Here is a 15,802-nt window from a genome sequence, read left to right as displayed (position 1 = left end):
CGTCGGAGGCCGGGTCGATACCGACCATGGCGGCGACCTCCAGCGTGTCCGACAGGCGCAGGATCTTGATCATCAGGTCGCTGCCTATGTTGCCCCCGGAACGGGCGCGGCTGCCTACGGCAGCAGCTTCTCCATGGCGGCGGGGCCCTCGGTCTCCAGCTTGTGGCGGGCCCATTCCAGACTGCGTGGCGTGACGTCCTTGCCCGAGGCGAGGACCAGGTCCTCGGGCGAGACCTCGGTGCCGGTACGGGTGTGGAGCAGGTCGTCCGGGGTGACGCGGTCCTCGGACGACCCGGACGCGTCGGGCTGTGACATCGGCATGATCTCTGCTCCTCGGGGTCCGGATCCTGTGGTCGGTCCCGGTGCGGTACCCGGTTCCGATATCACCATTCAACGCCCCGGCCCGGCGTGCATCCGGAAGCCTCCCGAGATGCCGCAGTGATCGGGCGGGCGTGTAATGGGGGGACAAGCGTCCTGGCCGACAGGAAGACGAAGGCCATGTCACCGACCCGCAGCAAGGCAGGGGGAACGGGGGCTGCCGCCGGAGGGGCACTGCGACGGCTGGGGGAGTGGTGCGCCCGGCACTTCGTGATCGTCATCGTGGCCTGGCTGGTGGCCATCGTGGCGCTGCAGGCCCTCAACCGGTCCTTCGGCGGCGAGTACTCGGACAACTTCTCACTGCCCGGAGTGCAGTCCCAGAAGGGCCTCGACGTCCTGAAGCAGCACGACCCCGCGGCGGGCGGCTACAGCAGCCAGATCGTCCTGCACGACGGACAGAAGTCCCTCACCTCGCTGAGTTCACAGATGTCCACCACGATCGGCGACGTGCAGAAACTGCCGCACGTCCTGTCGGCCCAGAACCCGCTGTCCGCCCCGGCCTCGAAGGTCGGCCCCCTCGCCTCCGACGGGAAGACGGGCTACATCACCGTACGCTTCGACGTCCAGCCCTCGACCCTCGGTGACAACTACCTGAACGGTGTGGACAAGGCGGTCCAGCCGCTGCGTTCGGCCGGCGCCCAGGTCGAATACGGCGGACCCCTCGGCGAACTGGCCCGGCCCGCCCCGGACGACCGGGTGAGCGAACTGATCGGCTTCGGTGTCGCGATCGTCGTCCTGCTGATCGGTTTCGGCAGTGTGATCGCCGCGGGTCTGCCCCTGTTCACGGCACTGGTCAGCGCCGTCGGCGGGCTCGCGATCCTCGGACTGCTCGCTGCGGCGTTCACGTTCGCGACCGTCTCGCCGACGCTGGCGACCATGATCGGGCTAGGCGTCGGCATCGACTACGCCCTGTTCCAGATCACCAGGCACCGCCAGAACCTCATGAACGGGGCGAATCCGGTCCATGCGGCGGGTCACGCCACCGCCACCAGCGGGCGGGCCGTGCTCGTCTCCGGCTGCACGGTGATCATCGCGCTCGGCGGTCTGTACGCGTCCGGCGTGAGTTTCATCGGGAAACTGGGGCTGGCCGCCGCCACGACGGTGGTGTCGGCGGTCATCGGCGCGCTGACGCTGGTCCCGGCCCTGCTCGGGCTGATCGGCAGACGTATCGACCGCTACCACGTCCGGCGTCCCGTCGCCGAGACCGACGCCGAGCCCGGAGCCGAGCCGACCGGCACCTGGCACCGCTACGCGCAACGCGTGGAGCGCCGGCCCTGGCAGTTCCTGGCGGCAGGCGTCACGACCGTCGTCATCCTCGCCATCCCGCTGTTCTCCATCCAACTCGGCCACATCGGAGACGGCGCCGACCCCACCTCCTTCACCGACCGTCGCGCCTACGACCTGATGACGAACGCGTTCGGCCCCGGCTCCAACGGCCCGCTCACCGTCGTCGTCGACCAGACCTCCGTGCCCTCGTCGCAGCGCTCCGCGCTCTCCTCGCAGGCCCAGAAGACCCTGAACGCGGTCGCCGGGGCCTCGACGGTCACCCCGCTGACAGCCACCAAGGACGGTGACGTCCTGATCAGCACCGTCTACTCGAAGGCCTCCCCGCAGAGCGCCTCCACCACGGACCTGACGAACCGTCTGATCCACCACACCCTCCCGGACGCGGTCTCCGGCACCAAGGCCCACGGCTATGTCACCGGCACCACCGCGGCCCAGGTCGACTTCCGCGACATCGTCGCGAGCCGGCTGCCGCTGATCATCGGTGTGGTGGTCGCGCTGGCCTTCCTGATCATCCTGGCCGTCTTCCGCGGCCTGCTCGTCGCGGTCAAGGCGGCCGTCCTCAACGTCCTGTCCATCGGGGCCTCGTACGGCGTCGTCGTGGCCGTCTTCCAGTGGGGCTGGGGCGGGCCGGCGCTCGGGGTCAACGGCAAGGTGCCCATCGAGAGCTATGTGCCGATGATGATGTTCGCGATCATCTTCGGACTGAGCATGGACTACGAGATCTTCCTGCTCTCCCGCGTCCACGAGAACTGGCTGCGCACGGGCGACGCCAAGGCCTCCGTCGCGCACGCCCTCGAGATCACCGCGCGTGTGATCACCTGTGCGGCGCTGATCATGGTGAGTGTGTTTGCCGCGTTCATCGTGAGCGACAACATCGTGGTCAAGATGCTCGGACTGGGCCTGGCCGTGAGCGTGTTGATCGACGCGACCGTGGTACGGCTGCTGATGGTGCCGGCCGTGCTGACCCTGCTCGGCAGCCACGCCTGGTGGACACCGCGCTGGCTGGACCGGGTTCTGCCGCACATCGACGCCGAGGGCGACCACGAAGAGGCCGCCGCGGCCGAGGACGTCGGCGAGCGCCGTGTGACACGCACCTGAACGCGGCGGGCGGACCCGTTGTCAGTGCCGGGTGGCAGGCTGGTCCGTGGCGTGATCGTCGGGGGCGGGCAGGGGAGACGCGGTGGGGTTCACGGGCGAGGTCTGGCGGATGCACAGCGGTGCGGAGGCGGTCGGGGAGATCCTGATCGACGACGCCGACTTTCCGTGGCTGTCGGGGAGGTTCACCGCCGGTCCGGGCTTCGAGGGCGTCCGCGAGCTGTTCGCCCGCGAACTGGCCCTGGCCGAGCGGGACGACGACCGGGAGGCGTGGGAGAGGGCCTACGACGAGGTCAGACGGCGTGTCGCCCTGTCCTCGCCGGCCGGCCCGGTCGCCGAGTTCCTGCTGCACATCGAAGGCGACCGGGCGTGGTTCCGCTGGAGCGACGAGCCGTTCGAGGACGGCCCCACCGGGGACGGCCCGTGACGACACATCAGTCCGCGGCACGTTCCAACAGGGTCTCGGCCTCCGCCAGGATCTCCGTGACCCGCAGCCCGAAGGCGGCGTCGCACGGATGCGGTTGACCCGTCTTCACGGCCGCGAGCAGCGCGTCGGTGGCATGGACGAGGGCCGTGACGGCGCCCTCGGGACTCTCCGGGAGCAGCGCCGACCCTGACGCGCCGCGCAGTTCGACCGAGGCCCCCGCGGCCGCGGGCGGTGCCGACAGGCTCAGGGTGAGGGTGCTCGACGCACCGCCGACATGGTCGAGGACCAGATGGACGGTGTCGCCGGGCCCGGCCGCCGCGGCCGTCACCCGCCGGGCGTCACCGAGGACCGGCAGCAGCACGGACAGCGCGTGGGGCCCCACGTCCCACAGCGCGCCCTTCTCCCGCCGCCACGGGGAGTCGGCGAACGGGCTGCCGCTCTCATGGCCGAACAGCGCCCCGAGCCACTGCGCGTGCGCCGTGAACCAGCCGTCCACGCCCGCCTGTTCGGCGATCCACGCGGCGGGCCCGGTCTGGAAGCGGGTGGTGAAGAAGACCACCGAGGCGACCCCCGCCTCCCGCACGGCGTCCACCACGGCCCGCCCCTGCGCCACCGTCGTGGCGACCGGCTTGTCCAGCAGCAGATGGCATCCGGCCCGCGCCGCCCGCACCGCGAGCTCCGCCTGTACGGACGGCGGCAGCGCCACGGCGACCGCGTCCACGTCGGCGAACAGCGCGTCGACATCGTCGTAGGCACGCGTGCCGAACCGGTCGGCCAGTTCCTTCGCGGCCTCCGGGCGACGGCCCCACACCCCGGCGAAGTCCACTTCGGCATGCTCGCTCAGGGCGGGAGCGTGGGCGATCTTGGCCCAGGGGCCGGTACCGAGCAGTCCGATGCGCATGTCGCCGCCTCTCCTTCGTGCCGCCCCTGGTGGCGGCCGCTCGGCAGTGAGCGTCGCACACCGGCCCGCCGGGCCGGCAACCGCGTGGGGAGACCTTCCGATTCAGTGGTCGGGCTGCTGAATGCGTTCTCTTTCCTCTATTGGACCTGCGGCCCGTGGGCGGGTCAGGCTGGTATGCGTTCCGGCGCCGCCGTGCTTCCTGTCCGGCGGGCCGGACGCCGTTCGGTACCGTGCGACAGCCGAAAGAGGACACGAGCACATGCAGAGCCGCCGTATCGGGGACGTCGACGTCAGCGCGATCGGGCTGGGCGGTATGCCCATGTCGATCGAGGGCCGGCCCGACGAGGCCCGCTCCCTGGCCACCATCCACGCCGCCCTCGACGCCGGTGTGACCCTGATCGACACCGCGGACGCCTACCACCGGGACGCCCACGAGGTCGGCCACAACGAGACGCTGATCGCCAAGGCCCTCGCCTCCCACGACCGGGGCAAGGACGTCCTGGTCGCCACCAAGGGCGGCCATCTGCGCCCCGGGGACGGCAGCTGGACCCTCGACGGCAGCCCCCGTCACCTCAAGGAGGCCTGCGAGGCGTCCCTGCGCCGGCTCGGCGTGGAGGCCATCGGGCTGTACCAGTTCCACCGCCCCGACCCGAGGGTGCCGTACGCCGAGTCCGTCGGCGCGGTGCGGGACCTGCTCGACGAGGGCAAGATCCGGCTGGCCGGCATCTCCAACGCCAACCCCGAGCAGATCACCGAGGCCAACGAGATCCTCGGGGGCCGGCTGGTCTCCGTGCAGAACCAGTTCTCCCCGGCCTTCCGCTCCAGCGAGCCCGAACTGGAACTCTGCGACGAGCTCGGTATCGCCTTCCTCCCCTGGAGCCCCCTCGGCGGCATCTCCCGCGCCCGCGATCTGGGCTCCGCCTACGCGCCGTTCGCCCGGATCGCCGAGAAGCACGGGGTGAGCCCCCAGCGCGTGTGCCTCGCCTGGATGCTCGCCAAGTCGCCGGTGGTCGTGCCCATTCCCGGCGCCAGCCGCCCCGAGACGATCCTCGACTCCCTCGCCGCGACCGAGCTCGACCTCAGCGCCGGGGAACTCGCCGAGCTCGACGGCGTCTGACCGGCGTCCGCCCCGCACAGCCGCTCAGCACCTCGGGTACCTGTTCCACGCCGACCGCCGCCACCTGATCGCGGCGGTCGGCGTGTCCACCTTCACCCACCCGCTGTGCGTGCTCCACGTGCCCGTGCGCCCGGCCAGGTCGCCCGAGTCAGGCGGCGCTGCTGCGCGGCACCCGGTGCGGACAGGCCATGTCGTGGTCGGTGCCCAGGCTCGTCCACCAGCGCTCGCAGCACGCCGCGTCCAGCTCCTCGCGGACGATCTCCTCGGCTGCCGAACGCACGGGACGGCGCGGCCGGGCCGCCGCGGCCCGCAGGTCCCGGATGAGCGTCTCCCGTACGACCGCGATGACGGGGACCAGACTCGCGGCGGCGCACAGGAACGCGGCCCACAGCGGTCCGCCGCGGAACGCGAGGACCGTGGTCCAGGCGAGACCGCCGCTGGTGGCGAGATACAGGGCGCAGAGAAGGCGGCCGGAACGGTTCATGAAGGTCACCGATCGTGCGAGGGTCGTTACTCTCTGCTCAACGCTTCGCCGGGCCGCGGGGAATCGGGTCGAGCGGCGGTATTGCGTCAATTGCGGTACGGGGCGCGGAAGATGGGATTGACCCGGGGTGACCCCGGGAACACGAGGCGAAAACCCGGAGAGAGGGGCGTTTTCGTGCTCGTAGCGGACCCGAAGGCCGTCAGATCGCTGCTCACCCGATACGCGTCGCTGCGCATCGCCCAGGCCGAGGGCGACACGCCCCGAACGGCACGGGAGCTGACGGAGGTCAGCCGCACGCTGTGCGCCACGATGGGGGCCACGGACGTGCGGGAGGCGATCGTACGAGCGGACGCGCTGCTGCGCGCCTCCCGGCGGATGACGGCCGGCCATCGGTGCGGGGACGACTGCCTGTCACCGGCCGCCTGAGGTCACCGGGCTTCGGGAACCACCGGCCACGGCGGCCGTACGCCCGTGGAACGCGGCCCGGTACGCCTGTGGAGTGGTCCCGACCACCCGGCGGAACCGCTCGCGGAACGCCGTCGGAGAGCCGAACCCCGCCTGCCGGGCGATCCGTTCGATCGGGTGGTCGCCGTTCTCCAGCAGATACTGGGCCCGCCGTACCCGTGCCCGCAGCAGCCACTGCAACGGCGTCGAACCGGTCTGCTCGCGGAAGCGCCGGCTGAAGGTCCGTTCACTCATCCCCGAACGCGCCGCCATCGCGCCCAGGGTGATCTCGCCGGCCAGGTTGTCCTCGATCCACTCCAGGACCGGTTCGAGAGTCGACCCGCGGGGCACGGGCGGCTGCTCGTGCACGATGAACTGGGCCTGTCCGCCCTCCCGTTCCAGGGGCATGACGCACATCCGGGCCGCGTCGGCGGCCACCGCCGAGCCCAGGTCCCGGCGGATCATGTGCAGACACATGTCCAGTGCGGCCGCCGCGCCGGCCGAGGTGAGGATCCGGCCGTTGTCGACGTACAGCACGTCCGGCTCCACCTCGACGCGCGGGAAGCGACGGGCCAGATCGCCGGCCGCGGCCCAGTGTGTGGTGGCACGCAGACCGTCCAGCAGGCCGGCCTCCGCCAGGACGAAGGCGCCCGTGCACACGGAGGCGATCCGGGTGCCGGCCGCGGCCGCCTCCCGCAGCGCCGCCAGCACGGGCTCCGGTGTCGGGCCCGCCTCCGGCGAGCAGCCCGGCACGATGACCGTGTCGGCGTCCGCCATGGCCTCGAGTCCCTGGTCGACGCGCAGCACGAGACCGTCGCCGCGGACGTCCGGTCGCTCGGCGCACACCCGCACCCGGTACGGGCCGCGCCCGTCCGGCAGCCGCGCCCAGTCGAACACCTGCATGGGTGCCGCCAGATCGAACGGGACGACATGTTCCAGCGCCAGGATCACCACGGAGTGCATGAGGGCCACGATAGACGGGTTCTCGCCACCTGGCTGACCTGCTGGATCCCCCTGCGACGCCGTGAATCGGCTTGGCGAGAACCCGTTGGTTCCTGTCGTTTCAGCCCCTGTGTCGTCGCCTCGAAGATCCCTAGCGTGAGCCGGGCACCAGCGACCGCACCCGAAAGGCGCCCGATGACCAAGGTCCTGCTCACCCTCCACGTCCTCGCCGCGATCGTGGCCGTCGGCCCGGTGACCGTCGCGGCGAGCATGTTCCCGCCGGCGGTGCGCCAGGCCGGTGCCGAGGCGTCGGCGCTGGGCACGGTCCGCCTGCTGCACCGCATCTGCCGTGTCTACTCGGGCATCGGCATCGCCGTGCCCGCCCTCGGACTCGCCACGGCCGGCGCGATGGGCGTCCTGGGCAGTGGCTGGCTCGTCGCGTCCATCACACTGACCGCCGTGGCCGCGGGCATTCTGATCGCCTTCGTCCTGCCCCGCCAGGACGAACTCCTCGGCCGGCTGGACGCGGGAAAGCCCGTGGAACGGTCCGGCACCGCACAACTGGCCATGTTCACGGGCCTGTTCAACCTGCTGTGGGCCACGGTCACGGTCCTGATGATCGTGCGCCCCGGCTCCACCACCGGTGCCTGAGCGACATCACGCCCCTCGCGCCGGCGTCAAGTGCTCCCAGGGAATTCACGCCACGGTGTGCCGCGCCGCTTACACTCGACAACTGTGCCCATACCTGTGGGCCGCCACACGAAAGGCGCGTTGACGGGTGTTCCAGGATTCCCCCATCTACGACCGACTTGTCGCCGAGCGCGGCGACATCCCCCTTCAGGCTCGTAGGGAGGCCGAGCGCGTGCGGCGCGAACTGGAGTACGCCATGCGTCCACTGCAGTCCTTCAGCGCCTTCTCGGCCCCCGAACGTCCCGCTTCCCCGGGTGCCGGCTGGCAGCGCGCCGCGCTGCCGTCCGGCACGCTGCCCCTCTGACCGGCCTCAACACACCTTTGCGTTCGAGCCGTTGACCTGCTGTCGCGGCTCGGGACGCGGAAGGGCCAGCCACTCCGCGACGGTCCGGGCGATCGGCTGACCCGTCTCCACCTCGACGAAGCCGAACTGCCCGGACTGGTTGCACTCCAGGAACCACCAGGTCCCATCGGCGTCCTCGGCGAAGTCGAAGGCGCCGTAGGCCAGTTCGGCCCGGCGCAGATATGAGCGGACGGCGTCGGCCACCCGCGGCGGTACGTCCACGGGCCGCCACGGCACGCCCCCCGAGGCGAAGCGCACATCCACCTCGTCCGGATCGGCGTCCTCGGCGGTCGCCTTGCGGGCGGCCAGCATCCGCTCGCCCACCGCGGTCAGCCGGATGTCGGCCCGTTTGGCGACCCGCCGCTGCAGCAGTGTGGGTCCGAACGCCACGGCGGAGAAGTCCGCGTCCGGGGCGACCCTGCTGGTCGGCACCGCGCGCGGCGGATCCTGTGGATGCGCCCCCGACACCGGCTTGACCACCAGATCCGGGTAGCGCTCCGCGAACTCCCGGGCCGCCTGCGGGAACGTCGTGATCAGCGTGGCCGGCACGGGCAGCCCGCAGTCCTGGGCGAGCCGCAGCTGCCACGGCTTGTGGCGGGCCCGGCGGGCCGCGTCGGGATGGTTCATCCAGCGGGCACCGCTGCCCCGGAGCATGCCGTAGAGCGCCTGGGAGGTCTCCTCGGCCAGCCAGTCGGAGGTGCCCGGCGCCCGGGCGCCCGGGATGCCCGGCCTGCGCACCCAGATCGAGCGGAGACCGGTGATGCTCACCAGGCGCCCCGCGGACTGGAGATGGCCGCGGAAGGCGCCGTGCACATACTCGCCCGACAGGGCGACACCGCCCGGGAGGTCGGCGGGGTCGAGGCGCACCACCGGGACCCCGGACGCGTTGAGGTGCACGACCACCATGTCGGCGGTCACATCCTCTTCACAGGTCAGGATCAGCACGGTCATGGTCGGCGGTTCCGCGTTCAGTCGTCGAAGTGAGTCTTCGAGCCGGCGGTGGACGTCGTGGTGCCCAGCTCTCTCAGCAGGGCGAGGTCACCGGCGGCGACCCGGCCGTCCATGAGCACGTTCAACTGCTGCCCGCAGTCGTAGACGTACGGAGTCGTGGCCTCCAACTCCACCGCCGGACGTGCGTAGTTGAGCGCGAACGGTTGCATGGTCTCTCCCTCGTCAGTGCTGCGCCGTCCACGTGGTCCCCTGCCCGGAGTGCCGTGTGGTGCGCCGACTGCCTTGCCCTTCCAGTCACTTATACGAATCGAACGAGTGATTGGTTTCCTTACTCTGCGTAATCGTGGGGGATTTGTGGTCATAAGCCCCACGAAGTGGCGCTCGCAGAGTGTGCAGTGCAAGCAGCAGGACGCCGATGTCGTCCAGGTAGACGGGGTCGGGAAGCAGGTCGATGGGCAGCACGAAGTAGAGGACGGCACCCCAGAAGACCCAGCGCGGTCCGGTCGGCAGCCCCGCCCGGCGCAGGTCGCGGCGGGCCCGCACCAGCCGGACGAGCACGGTGACGGCCGCCGCGAGCAGGAGCACCGCGAGGATCGCGGCGACGATGATCACCGTCTTGGTCGTGTCCACGGATCTCCCTCCGTACGGCGTGCCGGACGGCGCGCCCCTCTTCCCGGATTCCCGCATCGGGCGCTCGTACGTCCCCCGCCTCGGAGAGAGGTGTGTCTCATGCCCCCGGCTCACCCGAGTGGCGCGGTGCGGTGGTCGCCGACGGCGGTGGCTCGTAACGTCGCGTGGACAGCGTCGGGGGGCGCCCAGAGCCGCCGTACCCCTCCTTCTCTCCCCATGGAGCAGAGCAAAATGAGCATCCGCTCTTCATCACCCGGTTCCAACGACCCCTCGATAACCGCCCCGCAGAACGATCCGGCCGGCGCCCTGGTCCATGCCGCGGTCGCCGACCGGCCGCTGGAGGACGTCGCTCGTCTGATCACCCTGCTGGAGCAGTCCCCGCAGTACGCGCAGGCCACGGTCGACGCGCTCCGGGCGGTCGGCACCGACCGGTCCGTGGAGGATGTCACCCGTCTGGTCTCCCTGCTGACCCGGCCGCCGCGCGACGCCGGCAGCGCGGACGACGCGATCCGCGCCGCCGCCGAGAGCCGCCCGGTGGAGGAGGTCTCGCGGCTGATGGCGCTGCTGCACCGGACCCCGCTGGAACCCCACTGCGGACAGGAGGCGGCACGCGCCGCCGCCATGAAGCGGCCCGTCGAGGAACTCGTGGAGCTGATCGGCCGGTTGAGCCAGGAGCGGCAGGATCAGGCCGTCCACCCCGAACCGCACACCCCGGACGAGCAGGAGGAGGCCGTCGAAAGCGGCTTCCCGCCACCCGGCCCCGAGGCCGTGCCCCCTGTCGCCGACGACCGCGCACCCCGCCGCCTCACCCGGACCCCGCCCCGGCCCGCCGCGCGCCACGCCTGGCCGGCGCTGCTCGCGGCCGGCGCCCTCCTGCTGTGCGCGATGCTCTGGTTCCCGGTGCACCGGGAGGGCGTGTCGTCGCAGGTCTACGGCCCCGCCGTCGCGGTCTCCGTGCTGTGCGCGGCGCTCGCGGTACTGCTGACCCTGCGTCCCGCCGTCCCGGCGCTGGCGCTGGGCGTCGTGGTGCCCGCCGTGCTCGCGGGGGGTCAGCTCTACGCGGGCCGGTTCCACTCGGCACGGCTGTCCGAGGCGCTGCACCTCACGCTCGCGCCGAGCTGGATCGCGGGCCTTGCCGCGGTGTGCGCCGCTCTCGCGGCCCTGACGGCGCTGCTCGTACGGCTGGCCTCACAGGTGCCCGCACCCGCGCCGGTCACGCCCGCGCGACCGCTGGCCACGGCACGGCGCCGCACGGACTGAAGGGACGGGTGTCACCACGGCGGTGGTCAGGGACCCTCGGCGCCGTCCGCTCCGCGGAGCCGGTCGACGCCTCCGTCCCCTGGCTCACTCGCCCGCGGTCTCGGACCGTCCGCCGCCCGTCCCGTCCTTGCCGGGTTCCTCGGTGGAGCCGTCGGCGCTGGGGGTGGGCCGTAGCGCCTTGGCCGTGTCCTTGAGGCGTTCCAGGGTGCGCGTCAGCTGCTGGAAGGGGGACCCGGTGGGCACCGCCGTCGGCTGCGGCGCCGGCGCCGGGGCCGCCGCACCGGACTCGCGGAAGGCGGCCAGCGCCTCGTGGGCCCGTTCGGCGGCCTCGCGGTACAGGTCCCGGGACTTGGTCATGGCGTCGAGCGCCTCGGTGTACATGGCCACCAGCTCGCGCTCACGGACGAGTTGCTCTTCCAGCGTCATCAGCTGCCACTCGTCCCGCAGCGCGCTGACGGCCCCTTCGGCTCCGTCCGGCAGGGGCGGCGGCAGGGCGGCGTAGCGGGTGAGGGCGTCGACGACTTCCGTGGGGTACGAGCCGTCGAGGAAGACGGTGCGTACGGCGAAGTCGTCGGCGTCGAAGCCGGTCGGAGCCGGGTCCGGGGGCACGAGGACGGCGCCGCCGCGCGGGACCTGCACACCGAACTCGCGCAACACCCGGTTCACGATGCGCAGCTGCTCCGGAGCGGCCCGGTGCTCCAGCACCCGGTGGCGCAGAGAGGGCGGCAGCAGCTCTCCCAGCGGCCGCTGTCCGCGCGCGTCGGGCGTCATCGCCTCGTGCACGACGAGGTCGATGCTCCAGCCGTCCCGCACCGAGCTCCTGAGCAGCCGCCGGATCTCCTTGTCCTCCGTCGGGAGGTGGTTGGCGGCGCGCAGGCGCAGCCCCGTGGCGGGCTCGTGGTCCCAGGCGGTGTCGGGCTCGTCCGGCCAGAACATGGTGGCGGGCGACGGCCACTCCGGGTGCCACGCGCGCTCCGCCTCCGCCGCCAGTACCCACTCCCGTCCGTCCTCCGTGAGGGGTTCGAGCGTCAGTCGGGCGCGTACGGTCACCGTCCCGGCGACCTTCCAGCGGGCTTCGAAGATCTGCCGTGAGCCGCTCTCGGCCTCCGGGATCTCCAGATGGTCGTCGAGGACCTCGGCGGATGTGAGGCGCCGCAGGGTGTGGCGTACGGCGGCAGCCGCGTCGGACCCGGTATGCCGGCCGCGGGCCAGCCACAGGGTGGTCGAAGGGGTCGGGCGGACGCTGGGGGAGATGCGCATGAGTCCATCTCGGGGCGGGGGCACGTGCGTGGACCAGTATCGTCGTCGCTCTTTCCCGGAGTTCGGGCGGGGTGCGGCACACGGGATGCGCGCGGCGCACTCGGGGCGCGAGCGATCCACTCCAGGCCGGGACGGTTCACACATCCCCGGCGGGTACCCCGCCCCGCCACAATGGCGCCCGCGAACAGGGCCCGCCCACCATCCGCTTAGGGGCGGGCCCTGTTCCACGACCGTCGCTGTCTCGCCCGGGCGGCCGTCCTGCTCGCCGCGCTGCCCACCCTGTGGCCGCTGGTCGGTCCACTGGTGAGCGACTGCGGTGTCTCGGACCCCTGGTTCGCCGTCGCCACCGCTCTGTTCGCCTGGCCGCCGCCCCTCGCCCTGTGCGCCGCGTTCCACCGGGACGCACCGCCGGCCGACCTGCCCTTCGCCACTCCCGGCATGGTCTACACGGCCTGCTGCGTGGTGATGGGCGCGTCCCTCGTCCTGCTCCCCGCCGTGGCCGACTCGGCCTGGGCCCCGGGCACCTGCTTCGTCCTCGGCGCCCTCGCGTGGCTGCTGCTGCGCACCCGCCGCCCGGAGCGTGGCCCCGACAGCGGCGTCATGGCCCTGGCCGCGCTCGGTCTGCTGCTTCTCGCCGTGCGGGTCGCCGCGGTCTGTCCGTGGCTCGGTGTGCTCCCCGCGGCGTTCTCCGCCGTCAGCCGTGGAACGTGATGTACCCGTTGCCGTCGGGGTCGTTGCCGCTCTTGGTGTAGGAGTGCGAGTCGGCTCCGGCGCCGGACGGCTTGTACAGGTGGATCGTGTCCTTGTCGTTGTTCCACATGAAGTTGCAGTTGTTGCGGTACACGACGTTCTTGCTGTCCGAGTCGGTGCCGTGGCCGCCGCGGAGCTTCACGTAGTCGCCGGGCTGCAGGTAGTGGTTCTTGGTGAAGGTGAACTTGTTGCCGGCCTTGTCCTTGACCACGTACCCCTTGAGGTTCACGGTCGTGCCGGACGAGTAGTTCTTGATCGTCAGGTACTCGTCCTTGGTGTTCCCGGTGGCGCAGTTGTTGGAGTCTCTGCCGGGAGCGTCGTACTGGATGCCCTTGATCTTCAGCGCCGACGAGTACTCGGTGGCGTGGGCCGGGACGGCGGCCAGTACGGCGAGTGTGCCCGCGGCGATGCCGGTCGCGGCGACAAGGCGTATACGCATGAGATCTGCCCCCCTGTGTGGATGTTTCGTGAAGGATCTGGAGCGTATACAACTGGGCCCATTTGGGGGGCGGGTTCACCGAAATGGTGCCGTCCGGCCGAATTGGCGTGGTCAGTGCGGATAGGCGCGGGGCGGCCGCTGCCGGACCGGTCCGTCTCGGAAGTCCTGGATAGCGGAACTGATCTGGCGCATGAGCGCGGTGTTCTCGATCCGGTCCAGGTAGAGGTTGCGGCGGGCGAGGCCGACGGCGTCCACACAGAAGTACAGGGACATCAGCGGGTTGATGAACAGCTCGCTGTCCTTGGTCCGTTCCGTGAACCGGACGTCGCCGAAGTCGCCGCGTACGGCCGCGGCGACGGAGCCGTTGACGATGCTCGGGTGGTCGGGTGTGGCGCGCTGGGCGTGGGCCACCGCGTCGAGGTAGAGGGCGCCTTCCCGGCTCTCGCGCGGCAGCGAGAACGCGCCCAGGTAGTCCCCGGCGCGGTCGAGCGCGGCCAGGTTCTGCAGGACGAGTGAGTGGTTGACCCCGTGGTGGGCGTCCACCCCGAACCCCAGGCAGGCCACGAGCCGTTGGGGCACCTCGTCGAGTCCGGTCACGGCGGCGAGGCTGGCCATGTCCTCCTCCGGTGTGCCGAGCCCGTGCTCGTCGCCCCGCATGAGGATGTCGGTGCCACCGTCCACCAGCACCACGGCGTCGACGCCGCCGAGATGCTCGACCAGCGAGCGGTAGGCCGCCCGCAGCGGCCGGACTCCCGTCTGCGGAAAGGCGTACACCGTGGCCGGCAGCCCCTGCGACTCCAGCCACTGTGCGAGGGTCCGCTCCGGGAAGTAGTTCCCGCGCGCCGAGGTGTCCGGCCGGATCGCGGCGACATCGGCCTCCAGCCACACATCCAGGTCCAGCCCGTACAGATCGGCGAAGGAGAGGTTGGCCAGATGCACCTCCTTCCCCGCCGACCGCAGTGCGAGCGCCAGCGGAAGACCGGCGTACACGTCGAATCCACCGCCGGCACCGGCGACCAGGACACGCCGCGCCTCGCGCAGACGGGTGAAGAAGGGAGGCTCTATGAGGGAGAACACCGAGGGACGGTAACAGGCTGAGAGGGCGTCAGGGACGGGCCTCTTCCCGCTGCCCCCGCCCGACGTCCCGCGCCGCCGTCCACACGTCGGACTCCCACTCCAGCAGACGTACGAGCTCGTCGTCCCCGGGGCGGGACGGGGGCGCACTCCGGCGGGCGGGGGACGGCGCGGTCGCGCCGCGGGAGATGGCGCCGCTGACGGTGACGTTGTGCTCCACGCGCGGGCGGCGCAGCTCCTCGTAGAGGGAGAGCGCCGCGTCGGTGTCCGGTGCGTCGCGCAGGCATTTCGCGAGGACCACCGCGTCCTCCAGCGCCATCGAGGCGCCCTGGCCGGTCGCCGGGGAGGCCGCGTGGGCCGCGTCGCCGACGAGCAGGGTACGGCCGGAGCGCCACAGTGTGCCGGTGGGAATCTCGGTGGCGTTGGTGACGAGGACGTCGTCGGAGGTGGCCGCGACGATGTCCGCGGCAGGGGTGGCGTCCTCGCGCAGCAGCGGGAGGAGCAGCTCGCGCCATCCGGCGGGCGTGCCGTGGGCGATCTCCTCGGCGGGGAGCGGTTCGCCCGGCACGCGCGCGAACCAGTACGTCTCGCCGCCCGGTGACACCGCGTAGCCGAAGGCGGCGGCGCTGCCGCGGATCATCGTGATGCGCGCGTCGCCGGTGGGCGGGGACGCGGTGTCCGTGTAGCCGTAGAAGACGCGCTGGCCCGCGTGGAGCGGGCGTACGGCCGGGGCGATCGCCCCGCGGACGGCGGAGTTGAGGCCGTCGGCGCCGATCAGCAGGTCGCCGCCGGCCGTGCTCCCGTCGGCGAAGCGCGCCGTGACGCCGTCGGTGTCCTCCTGGACGGTGGTGAGCCGGGTGCCGTGGTGGACGGCGATGCCGCGGCGCGCGGCCTCCGCCTGCAGTCCGGAGCCGAGGGCGCCGCGCCGCAGGCACCGGTACCGGAGGAGCGGGTCGGCGGCCTCGCCCAGGGGTACCAGCGCCAGCTCGGCGCCCGCGCCGTCCAGGACCCGCATCGAGGTCAGCGGGAAGCCGAGGGCGGTGACCGCGCTGGAGGCGTCGAGCTCGGCCACGGCACGCATGCCGTTGCTCGCGAGGGTGAGGAACGCGCCCAGGTCCTCGGCCGAGTCGGGGTGCGCCTCGTACACGTCGACGTCCAGGCCCGCCTTGTGCAGGGCCAGTGCCGTCGCCGCTCCGGCGATTCCCCCGCCGATCACCAGGACCCGCACCCCGCCCCACCTCACCCGCCCGGTACGGCCCCCGTGGTCGCACATGTACCTGGGAGAACGTCCGAGGGGCGTTCGGGGTTCCGGTGGCCATGGCCCGTGTTC

At 71.9% G+C, this 15,802-nt stretch carries 19 protein-coding genes; 8 read left to right on the top strand and 11 right to left on the bottom strand.

All coding sequences use genetic code 11. The features are described 5' to 3' along the window. Window positions 1–114: 114 nt before the first annotated feature. Window positions 115–321, bottom strand: coding sequence for a hypothetical protein (locus ABZT17_RS42830; protein ID WP_356357603.1), 207 nt, complete (start codon window positions 319–321; stop codon window positions 115–117). A 177-nt stretch (window positions 322–498) separates the two neighbouring features. Here ABZT17_RS42830 and ABZT17_RS42825 point away from each other — a divergent pair, with 177 nt between their 5' ends. Further along, on the top strand, window positions 499–2,763 hold the full coding sequence (locus tag ABZT17_RS42825; RefSeq protein WP_356357602.1) for an MMPL family transporter: 2,265 nt from the start codon (window positions 499–501) through the stop codon (window positions 2,761–2,763). Window positions 2,764–2,845: 82 nt separating this feature from the next. Further along, window positions 2,846–3,187, top strand: a complete 342-nt coding sequence (locus ABZT17_RS42820; RefSeq protein WP_356357601.1) for a hypothetical protein — start codon at window positions 2,846–2,848, stop codon at window positions 3,185–3,187. A 7-nt stretch (window positions 3,188–3,194) separates the two neighbouring features. Here ABZT17_RS42820 and ABZT17_RS42815 read toward each other — a convergent pair whose 3' ends face one another. Continuing rightward, window positions 3,195–4,088: a Gfo/Idh/MocA family oxidoreductase gene (locus ABZT17_RS42815; RefSeq protein ID WP_356357600.1), complete on the bottom strand. Its 894-nt coding sequence runs from the start codon at window positions 4,086–4,088 to the stop codon at window positions 3,195–3,197. A 259-nt stretch (window positions 4,089–4,347) separates the two neighbouring features. Here ABZT17_RS42815 and ABZT17_RS42810 point away from each other — a divergent pair, with 259 nt between their 5' ends. Beyond that, the gene (locus ABZT17_RS42810; protein ID WP_356357599.1) at window positions 4,348–5,205 is read left to right on the top strand and encodes an aldo/keto reductase; all 858 of its coding nucleotides are present in this window, start codon (window positions 4,348–4,350) and stop codon (window positions 5,203–5,205) included. 148 nt (window positions 5,206–5,353) lie between these two features. Here the strand turns inward: ABZT17_RS42810 and ABZT17_RS42805 are convergent, their stop codons facing one another. After that, the gene (locus tag ABZT17_RS42805; RefSeq protein WP_356357598.1) at window positions 5,354–5,689 is read right to left on the bottom strand and encodes a hypothetical protein; all 336 of its coding nucleotides are present in this window, start codon (window positions 5,687–5,689) and stop codon (window positions 5,354–5,356) included. Window positions 5,690–5,863: 174 nt separating this feature from the next. Here ABZT17_RS42805 and ABZT17_RS42800 point away from each other — a divergent pair, with 174 nt between their 5' ends. Further along, the gene (locus ABZT17_RS42800; protein WP_356357597.1) at window positions 5,864–6,115 is read left to right on the top strand and encodes a DUF5133 domain-containing protein; all 252 of its coding nucleotides are present in this window, start codon (window positions 5,864–5,866) and stop codon (window positions 6,113–6,115) included. Here ABZT17_RS42800 and ABZT17_RS42795 read toward each other — a convergent pair. After that, window positions 6,101–7,096 carry a helix-turn-helix domain-containing protein gene (locus ABZT17_RS42795; protein WP_356357596.1) on the bottom strand — a complete coding sequence of 332 codons (996 nt, stop codon included), beginning with the start codon at window positions 7,094–7,096 and terminating at the stop codon, window positions 6,101–6,103. The genes ABZT17_RS42800 and ABZT17_RS42795 overlap by 15 nt on opposite strands. A gap of 174 nt (window positions 7,097–7,270) precedes the next feature. On the opposite strand from ABZT17_RS42795, the gene ABZT17_RS42790 reads away from it, so the two are divergent. Together ABZT17_RS42790 and ABZT17_RS42785 are read left to right on the top strand one after the other, a co-directional pair. Continuing rightward, a complete protein-coding gene (locus ABZT17_RS42790) occupies window positions 7,271–7,726 on the top strand; it encodes a hypothetical protein (protein WP_356357595.1) in 456 nt (151 codons plus the stop codon). Between the two features lie 127 nt (window positions 7,727–7,853). After that, window positions 7,854–8,069, top strand: coding sequence for a hypothetical protein (locus ABZT17_RS42785; RefSeq protein WP_356357594.1), 216 nt, complete (start codon window positions 7,854–7,856; stop codon window positions 8,067–8,069). Between the two features lie 6 nt (window positions 8,070–8,075). On the opposite strand, the gene tgmB is transcribed toward ABZT17_RS42785, so the two are convergent. From tgmB to ABZT17_RS42770, 3 genes are all read right to left on the bottom strand, one after another. Next, window positions 8,076–9,059 (bottom strand): ATP-grasp ribosomal peptide maturase, encoded by a 984-nt coding sequence (gene tgmB, locus ABZT17_RS42780; protein WP_356357593.1) that lies wholly within the window; start codon window positions 9,057–9,059, stop codon window positions 8,076–8,078. A gap of 17 nt (window positions 9,060–9,076) precedes the next feature. Continuing rightward, window positions 9,077–9,268: a putative ATP-grasp-modified RiPP gene (tgmA, locus tag ABZT17_RS42775; RefSeq protein WP_356357592.1), complete on the bottom strand. Its 192-nt coding sequence runs from the start codon at window positions 9,266–9,268 to the stop codon at window positions 9,077–9,079. Between the two features lie 85 nt (window positions 9,269–9,353). Further along, entirely contained in the window at window positions 9,354–9,689 is a 336-nt protein-coding gene (locus tag ABZT17_RS42770) for a YkvA family protein (protein ID WP_356357591.1), read from the bottom strand. Between the two features lie 231 nt (window positions 9,690–9,920). On the opposite strand from ABZT17_RS42770, the gene ABZT17_RS42765 reads away from it, so the two are divergent. Beyond that, entirely contained in the window at window positions 9,921–10,949 is a 1,029-nt protein-coding gene (locus ABZT17_RS42765) for a hypothetical protein (protein WP_356357590.1), read from the top strand. A gap of 84 nt (window positions 10,950–11,033) precedes the next feature. On the opposite strand, the gene ABZT17_RS42760 is transcribed toward ABZT17_RS42765, so the two are convergent. Next, window positions 11,034–12,209 carry a hypothetical protein gene (locus tag ABZT17_RS42760; RefSeq protein ID WP_356357589.1) on the bottom strand — a complete coding sequence of 392 codons (1,176 nt, stop codon included), beginning with the start codon at window positions 12,207–12,209 and terminating at the stop codon, window positions 11,034–11,036. 303 nt (window positions 12,210–12,512) lie between these two features. Here ABZT17_RS42760 and ABZT17_RS42755 point away from each other — a divergent pair, with 303 nt between their 5' ends. Further along, window positions 12,513–12,920 carry a hypothetical protein gene (locus ABZT17_RS42755; protein ID WP_356357588.1) on the top strand — a complete coding sequence of 136 codons (408 nt, stop codon included), beginning with the start codon at window positions 12,513–12,515 and terminating at the stop codon, window positions 12,918–12,920. On the opposite strand, the gene ABZT17_RS42750 is transcribed toward ABZT17_RS42755, so the two are convergent. The 3 genes from ABZT17_RS42750 to ABZT17_RS42740 form a co-directional block, all read right to left on the bottom strand. Further along, entirely contained in the window at window positions 12,904–13,398 is a 495-nt protein-coding gene (locus ABZT17_RS42750) for a lamin tail domain-containing protein (RefSeq protein WP_356357587.1), read from the bottom strand. The two genes, ABZT17_RS42755 and ABZT17_RS42750, sit on opposite strands and share 17 nt — an antisense overlap. Before the next feature lie 111 nt (window positions 13,399–13,509). Further along, on the bottom strand, window positions 13,510–14,475 hold the full coding sequence (locus ABZT17_RS42745; RefSeq protein WP_356357586.1) for a DUF1152 domain-containing protein: 966 nt from the start codon (window positions 14,473–14,475) through the stop codon (window positions 13,510–13,512). 28 nt (window positions 14,476–14,503) lie between these two features. Further along, window positions 14,504–15,700 (bottom strand): FAD-dependent oxidoreductase, encoded by a 1,197-nt coding sequence (locus ABZT17_RS42740; protein WP_356357585.1) that lies wholly within the window; start codon window positions 15,698–15,700, stop codon window positions 14,504–14,506. Window positions 15,701–15,802 lie beyond the last annotated feature (102 nt).

The sequence above is a fragment of the Streptomyces sp. NPDC005648 genome (assembly GCF_040605395.1).
Lineage (GTDB): Bacteria > Actinomycetota > Actinomycetes > Streptomycetales > Streptomycetaceae > Streptomyces.
Note: the sequence above shows the minus strand (reverse complement) of the source record. Positions and strands in the feature narration are given on the sequence as shown.

Coding starts and splice junctions, on each gene's coding strand:
- ABZT17_RS42825 (WP_356357602.1), top strand. CDS start 499: ATGTCACCGACCCGCAGCAAGGCAGGGGGAACGGGGGCTGCCGCCGGA.
- tgmA (WP_356357592.1), bottom strand. CDS start 9,268: ATGCAACCGTTCGCGCTCAACTACGCACGTCCGGCGGTGGAGTTGGAG.
- tgmB (WP_356357593.1), bottom strand. CDS start 9,059: ATGACCGTGCTGATCCTGACCTGTGAAGAGGATGTGACCGCCGACATG.
- ABZT17_RS42750 (WP_356357587.1), bottom strand. CDS start 13,398: ATGCGTATACGCCTTGTCGCCGCGACCGGCATCGCCGCGGGCACACTC.
- ABZT17_RS42790 (WP_356357595.1), top strand. CDS start 7,271: ATGACCAAGGTCCTGCTCACCCTCCACGTCCTCGCCGCGATCGTGGCC.
- ABZT17_RS42830 (WP_356357603.1), bottom strand. CDS start 321: ATGCCGATGTCACAGCCCGACGCGTCCGGGTCGTCCGAGGACCGCGTC.
- ABZT17_RS42810 (WP_356357599.1), top strand. CDS start 4,348: ATGCAGAGCCGCCGTATCGGGGACGTCGACGTCAGCGCGATCGGGCTG.
- ABZT17_RS42765 (WP_356357590.1), top strand. CDS start 9,921: ATGAGCATCCGCTCTTCATCACCCGGTTCCAACGACCCCTCGATAACC.
- ABZT17_RS42815 (WP_356357600.1), bottom strand. CDS start 4,088: ATGCGCATCGGACTGCTCGGTACCGGCCCCTGGGCCAAGATCGCCCAC.
- ABZT17_RS42805 (WP_356357598.1), bottom strand. CDS start 5,689: ATGAACCGTTCCGGCCGCCTTCTCTGCGCCCTGTATCTCGCCACCAGC.
- ABZT17_RS42760 (WP_356357589.1), bottom strand. CDS start 12,209: ATGCGCATCTCCCCCAGCGTCCGCCCGACCCCTTCGACCACCCTGTGG.
- ABZT17_RS42795 (WP_356357596.1), bottom strand. CDS start 7,096: ATGCACTCCGTGGTGATCCTGGCGCTGGAACATGTCGTCCCGTTCGAT.